This is a genomic window from Rosistilla carotiformis, from assembly GCF_007753095.1.
Taxonomy (GTDB): Bacteria; Planctomycetota; Planctomycetia; order Pirellulales; family Pirellulaceae; genus Rosistilla; species Rosistilla carotiformis.
The window spans coordinates 5,018,102-5,035,423 of the sequence record NZ_CP036348.1; the positions used below are offsets into that span (position 1 = coordinate 5,018,102).

The following is a 17,322-nucleotide window of genomic DNA, read 5'->3' on the forward strand; positions in this document are numbered from 1 at the left end:
ATTTCGCGCGGACGGCTCAAATGCTGGCCGCCACGCAGATTTCGGTTCGCCCGGTTGCCAGTTGGCGTGCGCGGATGTTGGTGTAGCCCCACGATCGAATCTGATCCAACCAGATCGGAATATCAATTGCCCGTTCATAGGAACTCAACTTCAGCGTTAACAGCATTCCGGTGATCGACGTATCGCGATGCTGGACAATGTTCTCGACCGTGGTCAGCGTCTTTTCAGGTTTCACGTTTGAATCGACCAACAACCATCGGGTTTTCGCATAATGGTGGCGTTTGATGTCGCCACCGCGTGCCCGGAAATGTCGGTAATTGCTGTGCTCCATGATCGATTCGTCCATCTCCGCAGGATCGATCCCGGTGACGTGCAGCCCCAGTTCCAGGAGCCGTTGCACCGAGCCGCCGGGAGCGCTGCCGATCTCGACCACTTGGTCCCCTTCATGCAACTGGAAACCGCTCCAGGCGATCGCTTCGGAGGTTTTATAGTAGGCCCGCGAGATGACCTCTCGGTCGCGATTCATCGGAAACGTTCCGCCGGGCCAACGATCGACCGCGCTGACAACTTCGTGCCAACCGACCCACCACTGATTGGATTCGACCATCACGACATCCAGCACGCGATCGCCGGGACGCGCGATCTGATTCGCCATCGGCGATGCGATCAAATCCTCTTCGTGCAGTTTCGCGGCCAAGAAATCGGCCACCGCTTCGGTCAGCGGTTCATTGCCGGGCATGAAGCCGCGTTCGCCAACGGGCAATCGATCGCGTCCCCAGAGATGTAACAGGTCGGGCTTGGGAAGATTGGCCTCCCGCAATAGCTCGCTCAACTGGCCAGCCAACCTATCGGATTCCTCACCGGCAACCTTACCGATCGACCACGAGGCGGTGCGGATGAAGATCCCCGAAGGGAGCGTCGCCTGGGCAGATTCGGCCTCGCCAGAATCGGCGGCGACGTTTTTAAGCGTTACGAATCCAGGGCGTGAAAAGGCGAGCCGCCACTTGCGATCGTCAAGTTCCGCCTTGAGCGCTGGTTCGGAACCTTGCTGGCAGCATAAAAAACAGAACGCATTGGGGGCGGGCGGCTGGTTGGTCATTCATTTTGCGCAACCCGAGGGGTGCGGAATTGGTCGGCGGGTACATCTTGGAAACTTACTAGCATACCACCGATTTGCGAAATCAGCGCCCGGTCTTGTACCGACAACATCGGACTAAATTGATGTTCCGATCGCAATGTTTCGGTTTGATCGCCAACGGTCGCCCGCAGCGTGATTTTGCTGGGCAAAACCTCACTGGCGGACATCTGTTCGTTCAGAGCCAAGCGGGCGAAGGGGGCCCCACGAGGATTTTGATACATATTCAACCGCGTCGCCCAGCCGGTGAAGTCGTTGTAAATCTTCGAAAGTCCCGGTTGTGAGGCCGCTTGCGTTTCGGCGATGTACAGAAAACCAGGGAATCCAGCCTGCACCACCCCGGTTTGCGGATCGCTGATCGGCTGCGTGCTGACACCAATCGCATCGGCTTTGCCCGTTTCCAAGGCTTGCTGGCGAAGGGCTGTCATGTAACGGACCAGATCGTCACAGCCGATCGTCGTCCGTTGCTGCGTGGTGGCGTCGAGCAACACGACCCTCGAACGAGGGATATCAAAAACCGTAATCTGCGATTTTTCCGGCAACTGAATATCGTAAGCGATGCCGGTATCGAACAGTGTCAGCGTTTCGCCCACCAGCGCCGGCTTGCGACCATCGAAATAGATTTTTGTTTCCGCGCGAAGGCTGGGATGATCGCTCGACTGCGCCGCCAACGGACCTGTCCCAAGAACAGCGCACATTCCGACAAGGGTCAACATCAACGCGGCAGTCCGTCGCATGGGTTCCATGACCAACATTCCAATCCCTTTCAAATGAAGTCTCCGAAGTGGTGGCGGTAAGCCACCGCGTCGGTTGAATCGAACCAACACGCGCAGCAGACTTCGCAGCCTCGCCGAAGCTAACAGAACCACGCGATCGATTCCAGATCGAAGTCCCCCCTGAACACCGCCATCGCTGCATCAAAACAGGCCCCGCTGGCCCGGCCTCAATACAAAACAGTCAGCTTTCGTAGCCATCATGCCCTTGACCGGCCGATAAACTAACGATAGAGGTTGAACTGCTCAGATGTTTTTACAACATTGAGATACCGCCCTGCCACCGATATCTGAGCACCACGAAGGTTTGTTGCAACCGCAACTTGCTCACGGAGGAAAATCATGAGTGGCATGGCTCTACTTTTGCTGTTCGGCGTTGTCGCCGCAGCGATTCCCGACACCCAGTCGGCGGATGAACAGGTCGATCTGATCGAACTGAATCATTTCTTTGATGAACAAGGTCGGCATGTGTTCGACCAAGTCATCTTCTATCAGTGGTCGCGGACTCACAATCGCTTCCACGTTAAAGCATGGCGGTTGGTCAAAGACCCCGAACAGCTACCGCAAAAGTCGTGGAAGCCTGTCGGATACCGCTGTGTCTGGCACGACGATGGCATCCTACGAAGCGTGCGGTCTCCGGCCTATCGAGAAACGTGGTCGCAAGTGGACCCCGAGCGCAGCAACCGTCAACTGCTTCCGCAAGAACAACGCATCGGTTTACTGAAGCCGGTCCTGCGGGAACCCAGCAAACGGCCTACGGCTTCCGAAGTGGCGGTTTCCGAAGAACGACCGCAACTGCCCTAGCGCATTGGCGATCGCGGCCGATAAACGAACGGGTTCACAGACACCCTCCTATGAACGATCGCGTGGAAACCGCTCCCCGCGACGACCGCTCGGGGTTCGCAGACGTTCCTGAACGGGATCGCTGACGATACCTCGAAACGCGTGCTTCACGGCGACGCGACCGATCGCTTCGTGGGAACGCTGGCTGAACACCCACGGCAAGCGGCGCCGTCTTCGGGTGGTCACAGGTTGGTGCCGTGGTGTTGGTTCGGGTACGATTTCGGGATCTATCTCTCGACCAACCTTCCCGCAGCGGAAAGCCACATGCAGCCACCATCGATCCATCAATTGATTCGCACGCGACGCACGATCAAGCCCGCCCAAATGGACGCGCGGCCCATCGATCGCGATCAAATTCAGACCCTTTTGGAAGACGCCAATTGGGCGCCGACGCATGGGCTGACCGAACCTTGGCGGTTCACGGTCTTTCTTGGCGACGCACGGAAACGGCTGGCGCAGATGCTGGCGCAAACCTACCGCGAAATCACTCCGCCGGGCGAATTCAAGCAGAACAAATTCGACAGTTTTGCCGTCAACCCCACCCTTGCGCCACTGGTCATTGCGATCGGCATGAAACGCCAGCCCAGCAAAAAGATCTCGGAGATCGACGAAATCGCCGCCGTCGCTTGCGCCGTACAGAACATCCATCTTTCGGCGACCGCGCTTGGCCTGGGTGGCTTTTGGTCGTCCAACCCGGCTGCCTGCAGCGACGCGATGCGAAACTTCGTCGGACTAGGAGAAGAGGACCGCGTGCTAGGACTGTTTTATGTGGGCTACCCGGCCACGGACTGGCCCGCGGGGACGCGCCAGCCGATCGCCGACAAAGTGCGGTGGGAAACAGAGTAGTCGATGCGAAGACAATCCTTCCGAATGCCCCCAGCGATGATTCGTCGACGGGCAAGCATCAGTTGCCAATAATCACGACGTTGCCGGTTTTCCCGCCTTCGGAACGTTTGATCATCCCGCGTCCCTTATCCTCGGGCGAGAAGACGAACACGATCGACATGACCACGCTGAAAACGACGGCGAACGCCGCCATCCCAATCCCGGCGTAGATGATCGTTTTGTTTTGCGAAGCATCGGTTGCAGCCGACTTGGGTTTCGGCACGGTCACCGCGGAAGCAAAGGTGTGTGCGGAGGCAGCCGGTAGCGATTGGAAGTTCGCCGCGGTGGCGGGCATCACGGTGGGCAGGTCAATCCCCGTCAACAAATCATCCAGGCTCGCATCGCTGCCATCATCGGAGGTGTTCGAGAGTGAAAAATCATCAAACGGTGAATCGGAGACCGGATGGGCCCCTCCAGCACTCGACCCACTGTTCGAATCGGTGACGATCGACGACAGCGACTCCTGCGGTGAATGTTCGGGGATCGAGATCGGCACGCCCGAAGAAGTGAAATTCCATTGCACGCGATCGATCGCTTGCAACAAAAGCGTCGCGGTGGGGTAGCGGTCTTCGGGGCTCTTGGCCATCAAACGCATACAGATTTCCGCCAGCTCGGTAGGACAGTCCGACCGTAGCTTGCGAGGATCCGGCGGCGGCATCGTTTGGTGCCGCGCGATTCGCTCCTGCACCGTTCCTTGCGCGAATGGCGCGCGGCCGGTGAGCATGAAATAGAGGGTACACCCGAGACTGTACAGGTCGGATCGACCATCGGCCAAATGACTGGCTCGAATCTGTTCGGGGGCGACGTAATCAGCGGTCCCCAACACGCCTGGTGTCTCGCCCGACAACGAGGGATCTTCGTCGTACCGTAACCGCGCCAAACCGAGATCGGAAATCTTCAGCACGCCATCGCGATGGATCAGAATATTCAGCGGCTTGATATCGCGGTGGATGATGCCACGTTCGTGAGCGTGCTGTAAACCCGACGCGCTGCAGCGCAGGTATTCCAGCACGCGATGCAACCGCAATGGCCCCTGCTGCTGAACCAAACGTTGCAAATCCATCCCGTCGACAAATTCCATGACCATAAAATGCTGGTCGTCGACACGATCGAAATCGATCACCTGGACCACGTTGGGATGATTCAACATCGCGCAGGTCCGCGCTTCTTGTTGGAACCGAGAAAGGTTCAGAGGATTGCTGAGTCGTCGACGCGGTAGCACCTTGATCGCGACGCGTCGCCGCATCACCGCGTGTTCGGCCAAAAAGACCGCGCTCATTCCCCCCACGCCCAACTGGCGCAGCAACTTGTATTTGCCTAAGAAAAAACCTTTCCAGCGTCCCGATAGCAGGTTCTTGGCTTGCCACTGGGTGATCGCCCCGCCGCCAATCAAATCTTCGGCGAGGACCTTCACATCCTCAGGCAACTGACCGCCATGTTTCGTTTGGATGGCCGCAAGCGACTTCCGCAGCGAATCAAGCTCCATTAGCTCGCTGCGACGCAATCGTCGAACAAAATCGCGCGTCGTTGTCGTGGTGGTCATCTTGCTCGCACTGCGGTTTGCCCGTTGCAAAAAACGTTCGAGGGTGGACGATGCTTGTGCCGCCTACGGGGCATACCATCGCCCCAGTTACGCAACCCAAGTTGTAGGCCTGTAGGGTAGCCGCGTCGATGTGGAAACGCATGAAGACTGCGTTAACGTTCCGTGAAGCGGCCGAAGATTGGCATAAAAAGAAGGCATTTGCCCGTTTCAGGCAAACTACAGCCGGCACCCATCGCATCCACGCCCAGCGCGACGGTCAGCTGGGCAGAAGCCCGCCAAAGCGACGCTGCCGCCCCGAGAAATCATGCAGCGCTTGCATCAGATCTTCTTCGCGGAAGTCGGGCCATGATCGATCGGTTACCCAGAGTTCGGCGTAACTGATCTGCCACAAGAGATAGTTGCTGATCCGCATGTCACCGCCGGTGCGGATCAACAGATCGGGATCCGGCATCCCAGCGGTATAGAGATGATCGGCGACCATCGCTTCATCGATCGCATCGGGTTGCAATTCACCACTTTGGGCCTTGGAAGCCAAACGACGCACCGCTTCGACGATCTCGGCACGTCCTCCATAATCGACCGCCAACACCAGCTGCATGCCGGTGTGTTCGGCGCACAACTGCTGCGTAATTTCCAGCTCGCGAAGAACCGCCGCGGGCAACCGGTCGCGGCGCCCGATCATGTTCAATCGCAAGCCGTTATCGATCAGCGTCCGCCGCTCTTCGACCAAATACTGCTCCAACAGATGCATTAAGAAATCGAGTTCGACCGGAGGTCGTTTCCAATTTTCACTGCTGAAGCAATATAACGTGAGGGCTTCGATCCCAAGCGAGGCACACTTTTCAGTCGTCCGGCGCACGGTATCGACACCGTGCCGATGGCCTTCGATCCGCGGTAAGCCACGTCGTTGAGCCCAGCGGCCATTGCCATCCATGATGATGGCGATGTGCTTGGGCAACGCATCGGCCGTGATGGCAGGGGCGTGGGTCGATGGGGTGGGTTCAGCCTGAGACATCACAGGTTACGCGATCGCCAAGTCCAACTTTGTTTGCTCGGTAAAAATCGTTTGCGCTCGATCCGGTCCCACCGAAATGATTCCCACGGGGAATCCGATCAACTCTTCCACGCGGCGGATGTACCGATGCGCTCCTTCGGGCAATTCTTCCAGAGTCCGCGCGTCATCGACGGGAGTCTTCCAGCCCGGAATGGTTTCGTAAACCGGTTTGCAGCGACGCACTTCATCGGCGTGGCAAGGGAAATGTTTGGTCTGCTTGCCGTCGATTTCATAAGCAACACAGATCTTGATTTCGTCCAGATGGCTCAACACGTCCATCATCATCAACGACAGACGCGAGACGCCGCTCAACCGAGCGGTGTAACGCAAGGCGACGGCGTCGAGCCATCCGCAACGACGTGGCCGCCCGGTGGTTGTGCCGTATTCATTGCCCAGCTTGCGAATCTTGTCGCCGATTTCGTCGTGCAATTCGGTTGGGAACGGACCGCCGCCGACGCGTGTGCTGTACGCTTTACAAACGCCGACAACTTCATTGATCCAACGCGGTGGAACTCCCGCACCGGCACAAACGCCAACGCCCGAAGCATTGCTGCTGGTGACGAACGGATAGGTGCCGTGATCGATGTCCAACAGCGCCCCTTGAGCGCCTTCGAACAGAACCTTGCGATTCGCTTCACAAGCAGCCAAGACCGGCTCGGTCGTGTCACCTGTGAATTCGCGAAGCCGGTCGGCCCAACCGCCAGCGATCGCCGCCACATTACTCGGTTCGATGCTGGCCAATTCGTCGGCCGAAGCCCCCATCCCTTCCAACAGCCGGTACTTCTGCGCGGCGACGGCGGCGATCCGTTCCGCGCGATCGGCTTGCATCAGATCGGTCATTCGAACCGCATGCGTTCGGCCCACCTTGTCGCGGTAACATGGTCCGATACCACGATTTGTGGTGCCGATCGATTCGTTGCCAACGCTGCGATGTTCGTTGATGATCCGGTCTTCGATCATGTGCCACGGCATGACCAAGTGGGCTCGTTCGCTGATTCGCATGTTGTCGACACAGCGGACGCCGCGTGCGGCCAATCCATCGATCTCTTCCAACAGCGTGGTGGGATTGATGACCACGCCGGGGGTGATCATGTTCTGGACCGACGGATGCAGGATGCCGCTGGGAATATGATGCAGTTTGTACGTTTCGTCGCCGCTCACGACGGTGTGCCCCGCATTGGCACCCCCGGCGTAACGCACGACCATTTCGTAATCTTTGGCCAGCAGATCGACAAGCTTACCCTTGGCTTCATCGCCCCACTGCAGCCCTATTACACAAGTTCCTGGCACCGAATCGGTCCTTTTCAAAAAACAAGTCGCCTCGGGGGCGACGTCAAAATTGCCAAAGCCAACTAGTGTATTGGCAGACCGACGCAATCACAACGGGCGTCGGCGGCAACCTGGCAAATCCGCCTCGGAAGCGACGCCGCCGGCGCTGTGAACGTTGCATTCTGCCCAACCTCCATGGCAAGCGCTCCCCCGACGAAGCGTACGACCCCTACAAAATGAACTTGCTGAGATCTTCATCCTCGGCGATCTCGCTGAGCCGCTGTTCGACATAGGCCGCATCGATCTTGACCACGCTTTTTCCCATCCCGGGAGCGTCGAAGCTGAGATCTTCCAGCAATCGCTCCATGATCGTGTACAACCGCCGAGCACCGATATTCTGCGTCGATTGGTTCACCTTGAACGCAAATCGAGCCAATTGAGCCAGGGCGTCCTGCTGGAATTCGATCGTCACCTGCTCGGTCGCCAACAAGGCTTCATATTGACGGGTCAACGAATTCTTTGGCTCGGTCAAGATCTGCAAGAAATCATGCTCGGTCAGTTCATCCAATTCCACCCGGATCGGAAACCGGCCCTGCAGTTCGGGCATCAATTCACTCGGCTTGCCCCGATGAAACGCTCCGGCGGCAATGAACAGGATATGATCGGTACGGACATAACCATACCGGGTCTGCACGCTGGTCCCTTCGACGATCGGCAAGAGATCGCGTTGCACCCCCTGACGTGAGACATCGGCGTTTTTGCCATCGGTGGCAATCACCTTATCGATTTCGTCGACAAAGATGATTCCCAGTTCTTCAGCCAATCGGATCGCTTCGGCGTTCATCGCCTCGGGATCCAACAACGCTTCGGTCTCTTGCTCCATCAGCACGGTCCGCGCTTCGCGGACCTTCATCTCGCGATTTTGTGATCCTCGCGGCATGATCTTTTCGAACATCCCTTGCAGGTCGATGTCCATGTTCTCCATGCCCATCCCCCCCACGACCATCGGAGGCGTCTTCGACGCGGTGGTCACCTCTACGGTACGCTCTTCCAACTGGCCGTCGCGCAACATCTTCCGCATCTTGTCGCGCGTCCGCTGCAGACGCTTTCCGACATCCTCGGAATCATGCGAGGAGGCATCCCCCTCGGGAGCGGAATCATCGGCGACATCGTCCAGGCTGGGCAATTCGCTCGACCCGGGAACCAACAAATCGACTAACCGGTTCTCGGCCCGCTGTTCGGCCTCCTCACGCACCTGATCCTGAAACTTCTCACGGACCAAGCCCAAGCCGTTCTCGACGAGCTCGCGTACCATACTTTCGACATCGCGGCCGTAATATCCGACCTCCGTATATTTTGTCGCTTCGACTTTGATGAACGGCGCGCCGGTCATTCGGGCCAATCGCCGAGCGATCTCGGTTTTCCCGACCCCTGTTGGACCGATCATCAAAATGTTTTTTGGCGCAATCTCGACCTGCATCTCTTCGCTCAACTGCTGCCGTCGCCAGCGATTCCGCAGCGCCACCGCGACCGCTCGCTTGGCCTGCGGTTGCCCGACGATATAGCGATCCAATTGCTTGACGGTTTCGGCGGGAGTCAGCTTGCCCAGCGAGTCGACAACGTTGTGCGTGTCTTTCACGATACGATCTCCAGTTCTTCGACAACGATGTTGCGATTGGTATAGATGTCGATGTCCGCGGCGATCTCCAACGATCGACGAACGATCTCTGCGGCCCCAAGATCCGAATGCGCCAACAAAGCCCGCGCGGCGGCGATCGCGTAATGGCCGCCTGAACCGATCCCAATCACGCCGTCGGTCGGTTGGATCACGTCGCCGGTACCGCTGATCAACAGCGAATGTTTCACATCCGCCACCGCTAACAAAGCCTCCAACCGACGCAGCGCCCGATCCATCCTCCAGTCCTTGGCCAATTCGGTTGCCGCTCGAGGGACATTGGCCGGATAGTCTCGCATCTTCTCTTCAAAGCGTTCCAGCAATGCAAACGCATCGGCCGCCCCCCCCGCAAATCCGCACAGCACACGGCCTTCGTTCAAACGCCGGACCTTTGACGCGTCGGCCTTCATCACCGTTGTTCCCAACGTGACCTGGCCATCGCCTCCCATCGCCACCGTGTTGCCTCTGCGGACCGATAGGATCGTGGTTGCGTGAAGTTCCATAGAAGACGCCTCGGTCCAAGTGTTGGGAAAGTTGCCTGAGAATCCATTCATTGTCGCGGGGACCGACATCGGCCGCCAGATGCCCGCTTTCGCAGATCGATCTCCACAGCGGATGACAGCGGCGTTCCGCTGGCACCCATCGGTTGCGTTCACGCCGTTCGCGTTACACCAACAATTTCAGCACTTCGTCTCCCATCGCAACGGTGCCGATTGCCGGCCCCCCCGCCGCGATGTCGCGAGTGCGCAATCCAGCGGCCAAGACCTTGCGGACCGTCGATTCGATCGCCAACGCCTCGTCTTCCAACTGCAACGAATGTCGCAACAACATCGCACAGGCCAGGATCGTAGCCAAAGGATTGGCGAGATCTTGGCCGGCGATATCGGGAGCCGAACCGTGAATCGGTTCGTACAAGCCCGGTCCATCCGAACCGATCGACGCCGATGGCAACATCCCCAACGAACCGGGAAGCATCGACGCTTCATCGGTCAAGATGTCCCCAAACATATTGCCCGTCACAACCACGTCGAAATCTTTCGGGCGGCTGATCAAGTGCATCGCCATCGAATCGACCAAGACGACGTCGTACTTCAAGTCGGGGAACTCTTCGCGGACGACACGCTCGGCGACCTGACGCCACAAGCGACTCGGTTCCAACACATTCGCTTTGTCGACACTGGTCAGGTGCCCCTTGCGACCGCGAGCGGCTTCGGCAGCCAAGCGGACCACGCGTTCCACTTCCGGTACGCTATAAACCATCGTCGCCATCGCGTGCTCGACCCCATCGACCACTTCGCGTCCCGACGGTCCGAAATAGATTCCACCGGTCAATTCGCGGAAGAACAGGATGTCCGTCCCTTCGACGATCTCGCGTCGCAGCGGCGATGCGCCCACCAATTCGGGAAACGTTTGAATCGGACGGAGGTTCGCAAACAGTCCCAATTCCTTGCGGATCTTCAACAATCCAAACTCTGGACGGGTCTTGGCCGAAGGGTCATCCCACTTGGGGCCACCGACAGCGCCCAACAAAACGGCATCCGACGCGAGGCAGGCATCGATCGTCGGTTGGGGCAGCGGGTCGCCGGTTTGATCGATCGCGATTCCGCCGATCAAGCAGCTTTGGAAGGTAAATTGATGATTAAATTTTGTCGCGATCGCTTCGAGAACGCGTTGACCTTGCAGAACGATTTCGGGACCAATGCCGTCACCAGGCAGCAGTACAATGTTGGCTTTCAAGACAATCCGCTTTCGGTTTAAAGGGGAGCGAGGAAATTTAGATCCGATGGGAACGCGAGTTTAGCGACTCCTGGAACATTTCCGAAGCCCCGCTGAAGATTCCTGCCTGTCAGCGCCTGTTTTTTCAGCCCCAATCCTTAGAGCACGGACTTGCCCGAGCGGCAGGGGCGAACGCGCGCGCAAACCGTCTCGGATCGAACTACTCTTCAATCCGAGATTCGCCACACCGCATAGCCACAAAAAAAACGAAACCGGACAAAAATCCCACAATTGCTGGAAGCACCCGTTCAAATTTGGTAATAATAGGAACCCCACCTGGGCTACGTTTGTCCAAGAATCCTCCCCACCGGCTCACGGAACGAACCATCATGCTGTCGATCAATACGACGACGAAGAGAGCATCCAAGTTATGCGACGGACTCTCACGACGTGAAGTCTTGAAGATCGGGGCGTTGGGGATGGGCGGAATGACCCTGCCGCAATTGCTGCAGGCCGAAGCGGCCGCTGGAATCCGGGGCTCCCAAAAATCGATCATCATGATCTATATGGTCGGCGCGCCGCCGCACCAAGACATGTACGACCTGAAGATGGATGCACCGTCGGAGATTCGCGGCGAATCGCGTCCGATGGCGACCAACGTCCCCGGCATTCAGATCAGCGAATTGATGCCCGGAATCGCGAAGATCATGGATAAATGCGTTCCGCTGCGCAGCGTCTACGGATCGCCCAACGGTGCCCACGATTCATTCATCTGTTACACCGGACGCCCAACGCAAAATCAGCCTCCGGGCGGCTGGCCTTCGATCGGATCGACCGTCGCGCAATTGCAAGGTCCGTCGGATCCATCGGTCCCACCGTTTGTAGGCCTCGCCCCCGACGCGGGGCATCCGCCCTACGGATCGCCTGGCCTACCCGGTTTCCTAGGAGTCGGCAATGCAGCGTTTCGCCCCTCCGGCCCGGCTCAGAAATCGATGGTGCTGTCGGATATCACGCTGGACCGGATGAATGACCGCAAGCAATTGCTAACCTCTTTTGATCGCTTCCGTCGCGATGCCGACGCGTCGCGTACGATGGAGGGGATCGACCAACTGTACGGCCAAGCGATGGACATCCTGTCCTCGGGGCGACTGGCGGATGCGTTGGATCTTTCGAAAGAAGACCCTGCCACGCGGGAGCGTTATGGCAAAGGAAACCCCGCTAAATATGGCGACGGGGCCCCGCGGAATCTGGAACATTTCCTGATGGCACGGCGCTTGGTCGAAGCCGGCGCTCGGGTGGTCACGCTGAATTTCGGCCGCTGGGATTTTCATAGCCGCAACTTCAGCGAGCTTCGCGACACCCATCTACCCTGGTTCGATCAAGGCCTCTCCGCCCTGATCGAAGACCTCCACGATCGCGGCATGGCCGACGATGTCTCGGTCGTCGCCTGGGGTGAGTTCGGTCGGACCCCCAAGATCAATAAAGACGGTGGACGCGACCACTGGCCACGCGTCGGCGGTGGTTTGCTGGCCGGCGGTGGCATGAAAACAGGACAAGTGATCGGATCGACCGATCGGCTCGGTGGCGAGATCGATTCGCGACCAATCCACTTTGGCGAAGTCCATTCGACGCTGTATCACAACCTGGGCATCAACCCTCACAGCACGATGGTTCGCGATTTCTCAGGACGCCCGCACTTCCTGGTCGACAACCATCCGGCAATGCCGGAGCTGATCGGTTAAACAGCAACGGCTACCCTGCAACGGCATCGCAACGAAGTTTACTTCCCTGATTGCTGGTAGATCTCCAGCGTCTTGAGCATCTCTTCTTGAAACTTGCCGGGCAATGCGGTCGCTTTGGTTTGCCACTGGATCGCTTCCTCGACATTGCCTTTTTCGAAATAGACGCGAGCGGCGGTGTCCAGCGCGATCGGAGCTTTTTCGTTGGTCAGTTCGACCGAACGCAATGCGGCTTTCAAGGCCAGATCCAGATCGCGATCCTCCCCTTTGGTTTCCGCAGCGATCAACCACGCGAACTGGCTGAGCATGTTGGGATCATCCCATTGTCGTTCGACCAACGTGTCGATCACGGGATAGGTTTCGGCAAATTGCCCGGCCTCACGGAGGACTTCCAATTTGATCATCAGCGGTTCGTTCCGTTCAGGAAATTCAACCGCCATCGCGTCCAACGCACCGATCGCCGCCGCGAAGTCTTTGCTCTTGATCCAACCGCCCATTCGCGCCCGCAGCGCGTTGAAGGCCATTTCGTATCGTTTCGCTTTGTCGCGTGTCGTGCGTGCCGCGGCGATGTCCCAGTCCCCTTCTAAGATCGCCGCCAACGGGCGATCGATCTGAGCGGGATGCCCAATCCATTGAACGATCCCGTCGCGGCCGACGATGAACGCGCACGGGATGCCACGTTCCCCAGCAGCTTGCATATAGCGCAGCTTTGTCGATTTGTTACGGTCCGCGGCAATCGTGTATTGCAGGACGTCATCCCACGTTTTTCCGGGGGCCGCATCGGTCGCGAAGAAGTCGCTGATCTTCTCGGCCGGTTCGTCACTGATTCCAATGAACTGAACCTGGTCCCCCAGCTCCTGCTGCAATTGACTCAAGTGCGGCATGTTCATCTTGCAGGGGCCGCACCAAGTCGCCCAGAATTCGACGACATAAACTTTGGAATCATCAAAGCCATCGACCTCGGTCCCCTTCAACCAGCTGACAATTTCGAGCTGCGGTGCGCGATCGCCAATGGTCAGCGAGCCGTTGTCGGCAAGGGCGTCGATCGCGGGAGGACGGGCCGCCGAAGGCTGGATGGCCGCAGGCTTGACTGCGGCCGGTGGTTTGAGTGCCGTAGGCGGAGCCAACGGTGCGGGAGGCGTCTTCACCGTCGCTGGCTTGAGCGTCACTTCGGCCGCCGGGACCGAAGCGGCCGCTTGAGGCATGGCCTCGGTTTTGGCTTGTGAAACGGGGCGCAACGACGGCTTCGGCCCCAGCTGGACATCGTAGGAATCGACTGCCCCCGCGGCGGTTTCCACGCCAACGGACTCGGGGACATCGATCTCTGCAAGCTTGCGAGACGATGCCAAGCCCTCAGTTTCTGAACTCGCCTTGTCGAGCGTGGTTTGGCTCGGACCACCGCAACCGACGACTAGGATCGGAGCCACCAACAACAGCCAGAAGCGGCGGGGACGAAGAGTCAACATTTTATGTAGCTCTCGATGAGGCGAGTGTTTTGAAAGATCGGGAATGCAAAAAAGCGTGATCGAGCACACGATTTCTCATCGGCAATCAAATCACGCTTGGTCAACGGATGACGTATCGGCAGGGGGGTTTTTGACAATCCGGCGACCTGAAAAGATCAAAGTCGCCCTAGTCTAACATCCCTACTTGCTAGCCCCTAGAATTCGGGGCGGCCTTTGCCAGCCTGAGCTGCGACGCCGATGACTTGCAAAACACCGTCGTCGACCGAAAAACGGACGCGTTGCCCATTGGGTTCCACTGGCTGAACAAAGCGAACCTTATCGTGTTCCGGGTTGTTCTGCAGCGTCTTGAGCAACATGTCGGTGATCGAATTCTCACTGACCCAATACGCGTATTGCAGTGCTGGCAACAACGACAGGGTTCCTTGCGACAACGGCAATGCTTCGGCTGGGGTGCCACTGGTCGATGCGTCGACCGTTTCCTTCAACAGGGCGTCGATATCCTTGCCCGCACCGATGTAAATTCGATCTTCGCTGGTCGCGATCAACAACGGAAGCTTGGAACCGAACATTTTGTTCAGCTCCTTATTTCCGGCGGGCAAATCGACATGGCCGTGATGTAACGTCAGGCCGGCATAGCTGCCGTCGTTGAACTTAAACTGCGGCGCGTCGGCGTTCCCGGCAAATTCGCCCAAGATCTCCTTGGCCAATTCCTCGACCTTTTTGCCGTTGGTCACCGCGCCACCAAAAAGCACTCGCAATTCATTCTCTTGGGTGGTAGCAACCACTCCGCCGTTGATCTTGCCCATCTCGACGTTTGCGGCCAGCAATTCCTTCACGCGAGGCAAATACTGTTCGATCTTGGCACTGTCGCTGTCGGAAAGTTCGACGTACTGGCCGATCACGGCTCGCAATTGTTTCATCGATTGGTCGATCGATTCCAACGAAACCTCTTGCTCCCGTTCGCCTGTCGTCGCCGCGGCGTGGGTGAAGGCCGTCGCATCGGGACGAATCATGCCAGCAAAGCTGGTCGGGATCGACTGACGATCGTTGTACATTTCGGCAAGCGACGAACCTTCGATCGCGGTTCCCGAGGCATCGACGGCGATTTCATTGTTCTCGGCATCGATGGTCACCCCGATCGTGATGTATTCCGAATCGCGCATCATCAATTCCATTTGCTTGATGACGGCTTCGTTCGGTGGTGCGGCTTGAACGTTTCCTTCGCCACGTTCTTGCATGCGTTTGACGGCGTCGTCGAACGCTTGACGCATTTGAGCGACCAATCCCATTCGCATCGGTTCAGGAATCTGTTGAAGATTGGCACGGATTCCGATGTCGTGATCCAAGTGCATGTCCTGCAGCAACGATTGAGGATCCTCTGGCAGATCGTTCAATGCGCCGCGATCGTTGGCGACATACGCCCAATCGCCTTGATTGCGGATGTAGATCAGATTGGGGCCGGCCTGCATCACCATCGTGCCGTCGTCCAGAGAATCGGCGGGCCCAAACTGTGGCTCCAAACGCTTCAAAACCGCTTTGACATCAGAGATTGCAACAAACAACATCGGCGACGGCACACCATCGATCATCCGCACGATCACGCCCAAAGGCTTCGATCGGTCGATTCCCTGGCTGTAGGCGCCCACGTAGATGTTCAGCATAGCGCCAGCTTGCGGCATGCCCGAAATCGTCGACAGATGGTTCACATCGCGTAGCAAGCCATCCAAACTGGCCAACGCGAGGACAACCACGGGTTCCTTATTGACACCGGCTTGCCCTTGGTCGACCTGTGGCGCGACTGCGTAAACCGAGGGTGCCGCAGCAACCACTGCCAACAGGCCGACGATGATCGTTCGCCGCGCGATACCGATTCCATGATTTAAGAGGCTGACCATCAATCTAATGTCCTTCACAAAATAGACTTCGAAGCAAATCTTGGGGGAACCTGCGCAGGTCTGCCGCGACAAAGCACGGCGATCTCCCCAGCAACGCGAATCGTCACACCACCCCCAAACGTCAACTCAGGCCAGCTGGTCTGAAGCGTCCAGCGGCAGTTGGCGTTTGGGGGAAGTGGGCGCAATCACGATGGACGGATGCGGATTTCAAGCGAATGGCGAAGGTGAAGGCAGCGGACGAAGCAAACGACGCCGCTGCGGGCAAGCAACTATCGCTCGCGGTAGACGATTCGGCCCTTGGTCAGATCGTAGGGCGACAGTTCCACGCGGACCTTATCGCCGGGCACGATCCGGATAAAGTGCTTTCGCATGCGACCTGCGACGTGCGCAAGCACTTCGCTTCCCGTCTCCAACTGGACGCGAAATCGCGTGTTTGCCAGAGCCTGAGTTACAGTACCTTCCACTTCAAATGCTTCTTCGTTCTTTGCCATAGACCTCTCAACAACCAAGCAGGACGTTTGCTTTGCAAACCGTTCGCTCGTACTATTTCAGTGATTTGCGATGCGGCGGACGCCGCAAGATAGGGGATGGGGGCGATCGGCAAGCGTCTAATGCGCGTGTTGCCAATCGGGTTGTTCAGCATTTATATACCATCGACCCGGTATCGGTCTACCGAAGCTTGCGTTTTGTTGCGTTCGAAGCCATCGGGCAGGACCTTTCGGCCAGGCGAATCGCTTTATCTAAGCTAGCATTGCCGCGGGCTGCACTGGCGCGCTGAAACAGTCGACAATTACGAAATACGCGGTTGCGGCCCCAAATCTCGGTCGAGTGCGTCGCAACCTTTCCTCGATGTCCATTGAACGGGAAACATCCATGGCTGAACAGCACAGCAGATATCAAGAAAAGATCATCAAAAATTATTATCGCAATCGCGACCAGATCGCGTTGCAGCGTTCTCAAGAATTGGTCACCGAGCTCTATCTGACGACTGGCAAAAAGCGGGAACAGGTTTGGAAGAACCTGGTCGGACACTTGGAGAAGCTGGGGCTGCCAGCAACCCAAATCACGCACCTGCAAGAAAAAGACGACCCCGCCGTGATCGCCGAAGTTCTCCAAAAGTACGCGTGACCGTTGCCGACGGGGACGTGGATGCCGCGGGACGCAAGCACCCGCGGGCGGCCCCAAACCCGACCGAGAACCAAGGCGTGGGATGACAATTGCCAGATCGTCGAGAGGTCCGCAGAAATGCCGAAGAGACGATTGGACGATCCGTCCAAGTGGCCGCCGCTTAATTCGCCGTCGTTCGATGGCAAGCCTTGCTGACGCGGA

At 57.8% G+C, this 17,322-nt stretch carries 15 protein-coding genes; 4 read left to right on the forward strand and 11 right to left on the reverse strand.

Features of this window, described 5'->3' with window-relative positions; genetic code table 11:
- Positions 1-16: 16 nt before the first annotated feature.
- Positions 17-1,099, reverse strand: coding sequence for an SAM-dependent methyltransferase (locus Poly24_RS18195; RefSeq protein ID WP_145098661.1), 1,083 nt, complete (start codon positions 1,097-1,099; stop codon positions 17-19).
- Entirely contained in the window at positions 1,096-1,881 is a 786-nt protein-coding gene (locus tag Poly24_RS18200) for a hypothetical protein (RefSeq protein ID WP_145098664.1), read from the reverse strand. Before Poly24_RS18200 ends, Poly24_RS18195 begins: the two co-directional genes overlap by 4 nt.
- A gap of 369 nt (positions 1,882-2,250) precedes the next feature.
- Here Poly24_RS18200 and Poly24_RS18205 point away from each other — a divergent pair, with 369 nt between their 5' ends.
- Both Poly24_RS18205 and Poly24_RS18210 read left to right on the forward strand, forming a co-directional pair.
- The gene (locus Poly24_RS18205; protein ID WP_197452002.1) at positions 2,251-2,712 is read left to right on the forward strand and encodes a hypothetical protein; all 462 of its coding nucleotides are present in this window, start codon (positions 2,251-2,253) and stop codon (positions 2,710-2,712) included.
- 141 nt (positions 2,713-2,853) lie between these two features.
- Entirely contained in the window at positions 2,854-3,597 is a 744-nt protein-coding gene (locus Poly24_RS18210) for a nitroreductase family protein (RefSeq protein WP_231753213.1), read from the forward strand.
- Between the two features lie 58 nt (positions 3,598-3,655).
- On the opposite strand, the gene Poly24_RS18215 is transcribed toward Poly24_RS18210, so the two are convergent.
- The 6 genes from Poly24_RS18215 to leuB form a co-directional block, all read right to left on the reverse strand.
- Positions 3,656-5,179 carry a serine/threonine-protein kinase gene (locus tag Poly24_RS18215; RefSeq protein ID WP_145098667.1) on the reverse strand — a complete coding sequence of 508 codons (1,524 nt, stop codon included), beginning with the start codon at positions 5,177-5,179 and terminating at the stop codon, positions 3,656-3,658.
- A gap of 256 nt (positions 5,180-5,435) precedes the next feature.
- The gene (locus Poly24_RS18220; protein WP_145098670.1) at positions 5,436-6,194 is read right to left on the reverse strand and encodes an isoprenyl transferase; all 759 of its coding nucleotides are present in this window, start codon (positions 6,192-6,194) and stop codon (positions 5,436-5,438) included.
- A gap of 6 nt (positions 6,195-6,200) precedes the next feature.
- The gene (locus tag Poly24_RS18225; RefSeq protein ID WP_197452003.1) at positions 6,201-7,523 is read right to left on the reverse strand and encodes an adenylosuccinate synthase; all 1,323 of its coding nucleotides are present in this window, start codon (positions 7,521-7,523) and stop codon (positions 6,201-6,203) included.
- A gap of 208 nt (positions 7,524-7,731) precedes the next feature.
- Positions 7,732-9,141, reverse strand: a complete 1,410-nt coding sequence (gene hslU / locus Poly24_RS18230) for an ATP-dependent protease ATPase subunit HslU (protein ID WP_231753214.1) — start codon at positions 9,139-9,141, stop codon at positions 7,732-7,734.
- On the reverse strand, positions 9,138-9,680 hold the full coding sequence (gene hslV, locus Poly24_RS18235) for an ATP-dependent protease subunit HslV (protein ID WP_145098673.1): 543 nt from the start codon (positions 9,678-9,680) through the stop codon (positions 9,138-9,140). Before hslV ends, hslU begins: the two co-directional genes overlap by 4 nt.
- A 163-nt stretch (positions 9,681-9,843) precedes the next feature.
- Positions 9,844-10,914, reverse strand: coding sequence for a 3-isopropylmalate dehydrogenase (leuB, locus tag Poly24_RS18240; RefSeq protein WP_145098676.1), 1,071 nt, complete (start codon positions 10,912-10,914; stop codon positions 9,844-9,846).
- 368 nt (positions 10,915-11,282) lie between these two features.
- Between leuB and Poly24_RS18245 the strand changes: the two genes are divergently transcribed.
- A complete protein-coding gene (locus Poly24_RS18245) occupies positions 11,283-12,635 on the forward strand; it encodes a DUF1501 domain-containing protein (protein ID WP_145098679.1) in 1,353 nt (450 codons plus the stop codon).
- Between the two features lie 38 nt (positions 12,636-12,673).
- Here Poly24_RS18245 and Poly24_RS18250 read toward each other — a convergent pair whose 3' ends face one another.
- The 3 genes from Poly24_RS18250 to infA form a co-directional block, all read right to left on the reverse strand.
- On the reverse strand, positions 12,674-14,098 hold the full coding sequence (locus Poly24_RS18250; RefSeq protein ID WP_145098682.1) for a redoxin domain-containing protein: 1,425 nt from the start codon (positions 14,096-14,098) through the stop codon (positions 12,674-12,676).
- Between the two features lie 194 nt (positions 14,099-14,292).
- Positions 14,293-15,993 (reverse strand): hypothetical protein, encoded by a 1,701-nt coding sequence (locus Poly24_RS18255; RefSeq protein ID WP_145098685.1) that lies wholly within the window; start codon positions 15,991-15,993, stop codon positions 14,293-14,295.
- Between the two features lie 269 nt (positions 15,994-16,262).
- Positions 16,263-16,484, reverse strand: a complete 222-nt coding sequence (gene infA / locus Poly24_RS18260) for a translation initiation factor IF-1 (protein WP_145098705.1) — start codon at positions 16,482-16,484, stop codon at positions 16,263-16,265.
- Between the two features lie 382 nt (positions 16,485-16,866).
- On the opposite strand from infA, the gene Poly24_RS18265 reads away from it, so the two are divergent.
- Positions 16,867-17,121, forward strand: a complete 255-nt coding sequence (locus Poly24_RS18265; protein WP_145098708.1) for a hypothetical protein — start codon at positions 16,867-16,869, stop codon at positions 17,119-17,121.
- Positions 17,122-17,322 lie beyond the last annotated feature (201 nt).

What these genes read in the sequence shown, in the direction of transcription:
- Poly24_RS18195 (WP_145098661.1), bottom strand. Translation starts at nt 1,099, where the DNA reads ATGACCAACCAGCCGCCCGCCCCCAATGCGTTCTGTTTTTTATGCTGC.
- Poly24_RS18200 (WP_145098664.1), bottom strand. Translation starts at nt 1,881, where the DNA reads ATGGAACCCATGCGACGGACTGCCGCGTTGATGTTGACCCTTGTCGGA.
- Poly24_RS18205 (WP_197452002.1), top strand. Translation starts at nt 2,251, where the DNA reads ATGAGTGGCATGGCTCTACTTTTGCTGTTCGGCGTTGTCGCCGCAGCG.
- Poly24_RS18215 (WP_145098667.1), bottom strand. Translation starts at nt 5,179, where the DNA reads ATGACCACCACGACAACGACGCGCGATTTTGTTCGACGATTGCGTCGC.
- Poly24_RS18220 (WP_145098670.1), bottom strand. Translation starts at nt 6,194, where the DNA reads ATGTCTCAGGCTGAACCCACCCCATCGACCCACGCCCCTGCCATCACG.
- hslV (WP_145098673.1), bottom strand. Translation starts at nt 9,680, where the DNA reads ATGGAACTTCACGCAACCACGATCCTATCGGTCCGCAGAGGCAACACG.
- Poly24_RS18245 (WP_145098679.1), top strand. Translation starts at nt 11,283, where the DNA reads ATGCTGTCGATCAATACGACGACGAAGAGAGCATCCAAGTTATGCGAC.
- Poly24_RS18250 (WP_145098682.1), bottom strand. Translation starts at nt 14,098, where the DNA reads ATGTTGACTCTTCGTCCCCGCCGCTTCTGGCTGTTGTTGGTGGCTCCG.
- Poly24_RS18255 (WP_145098685.1), bottom strand. Translation starts at nt 15,993, where the DNA reads ATGGTCAGCCTCTTAAATCATGGAATCGGTATCGCGCGGCGAACGATC.
- infA (WP_145098705.1), bottom strand. Translation starts at nt 16,484, where the DNA reads ATGGCAAAGAACGAAGAAGCATTTGAAGTGGAAGGTACTGTAACTCAG.
- Poly24_RS18265 (WP_145098708.1), top strand. Translation starts at nt 16,867, where the DNA reads ATGGCTGAACAGCACAGCAGATATCAAGAAAAGATCATCAAAAATTAT.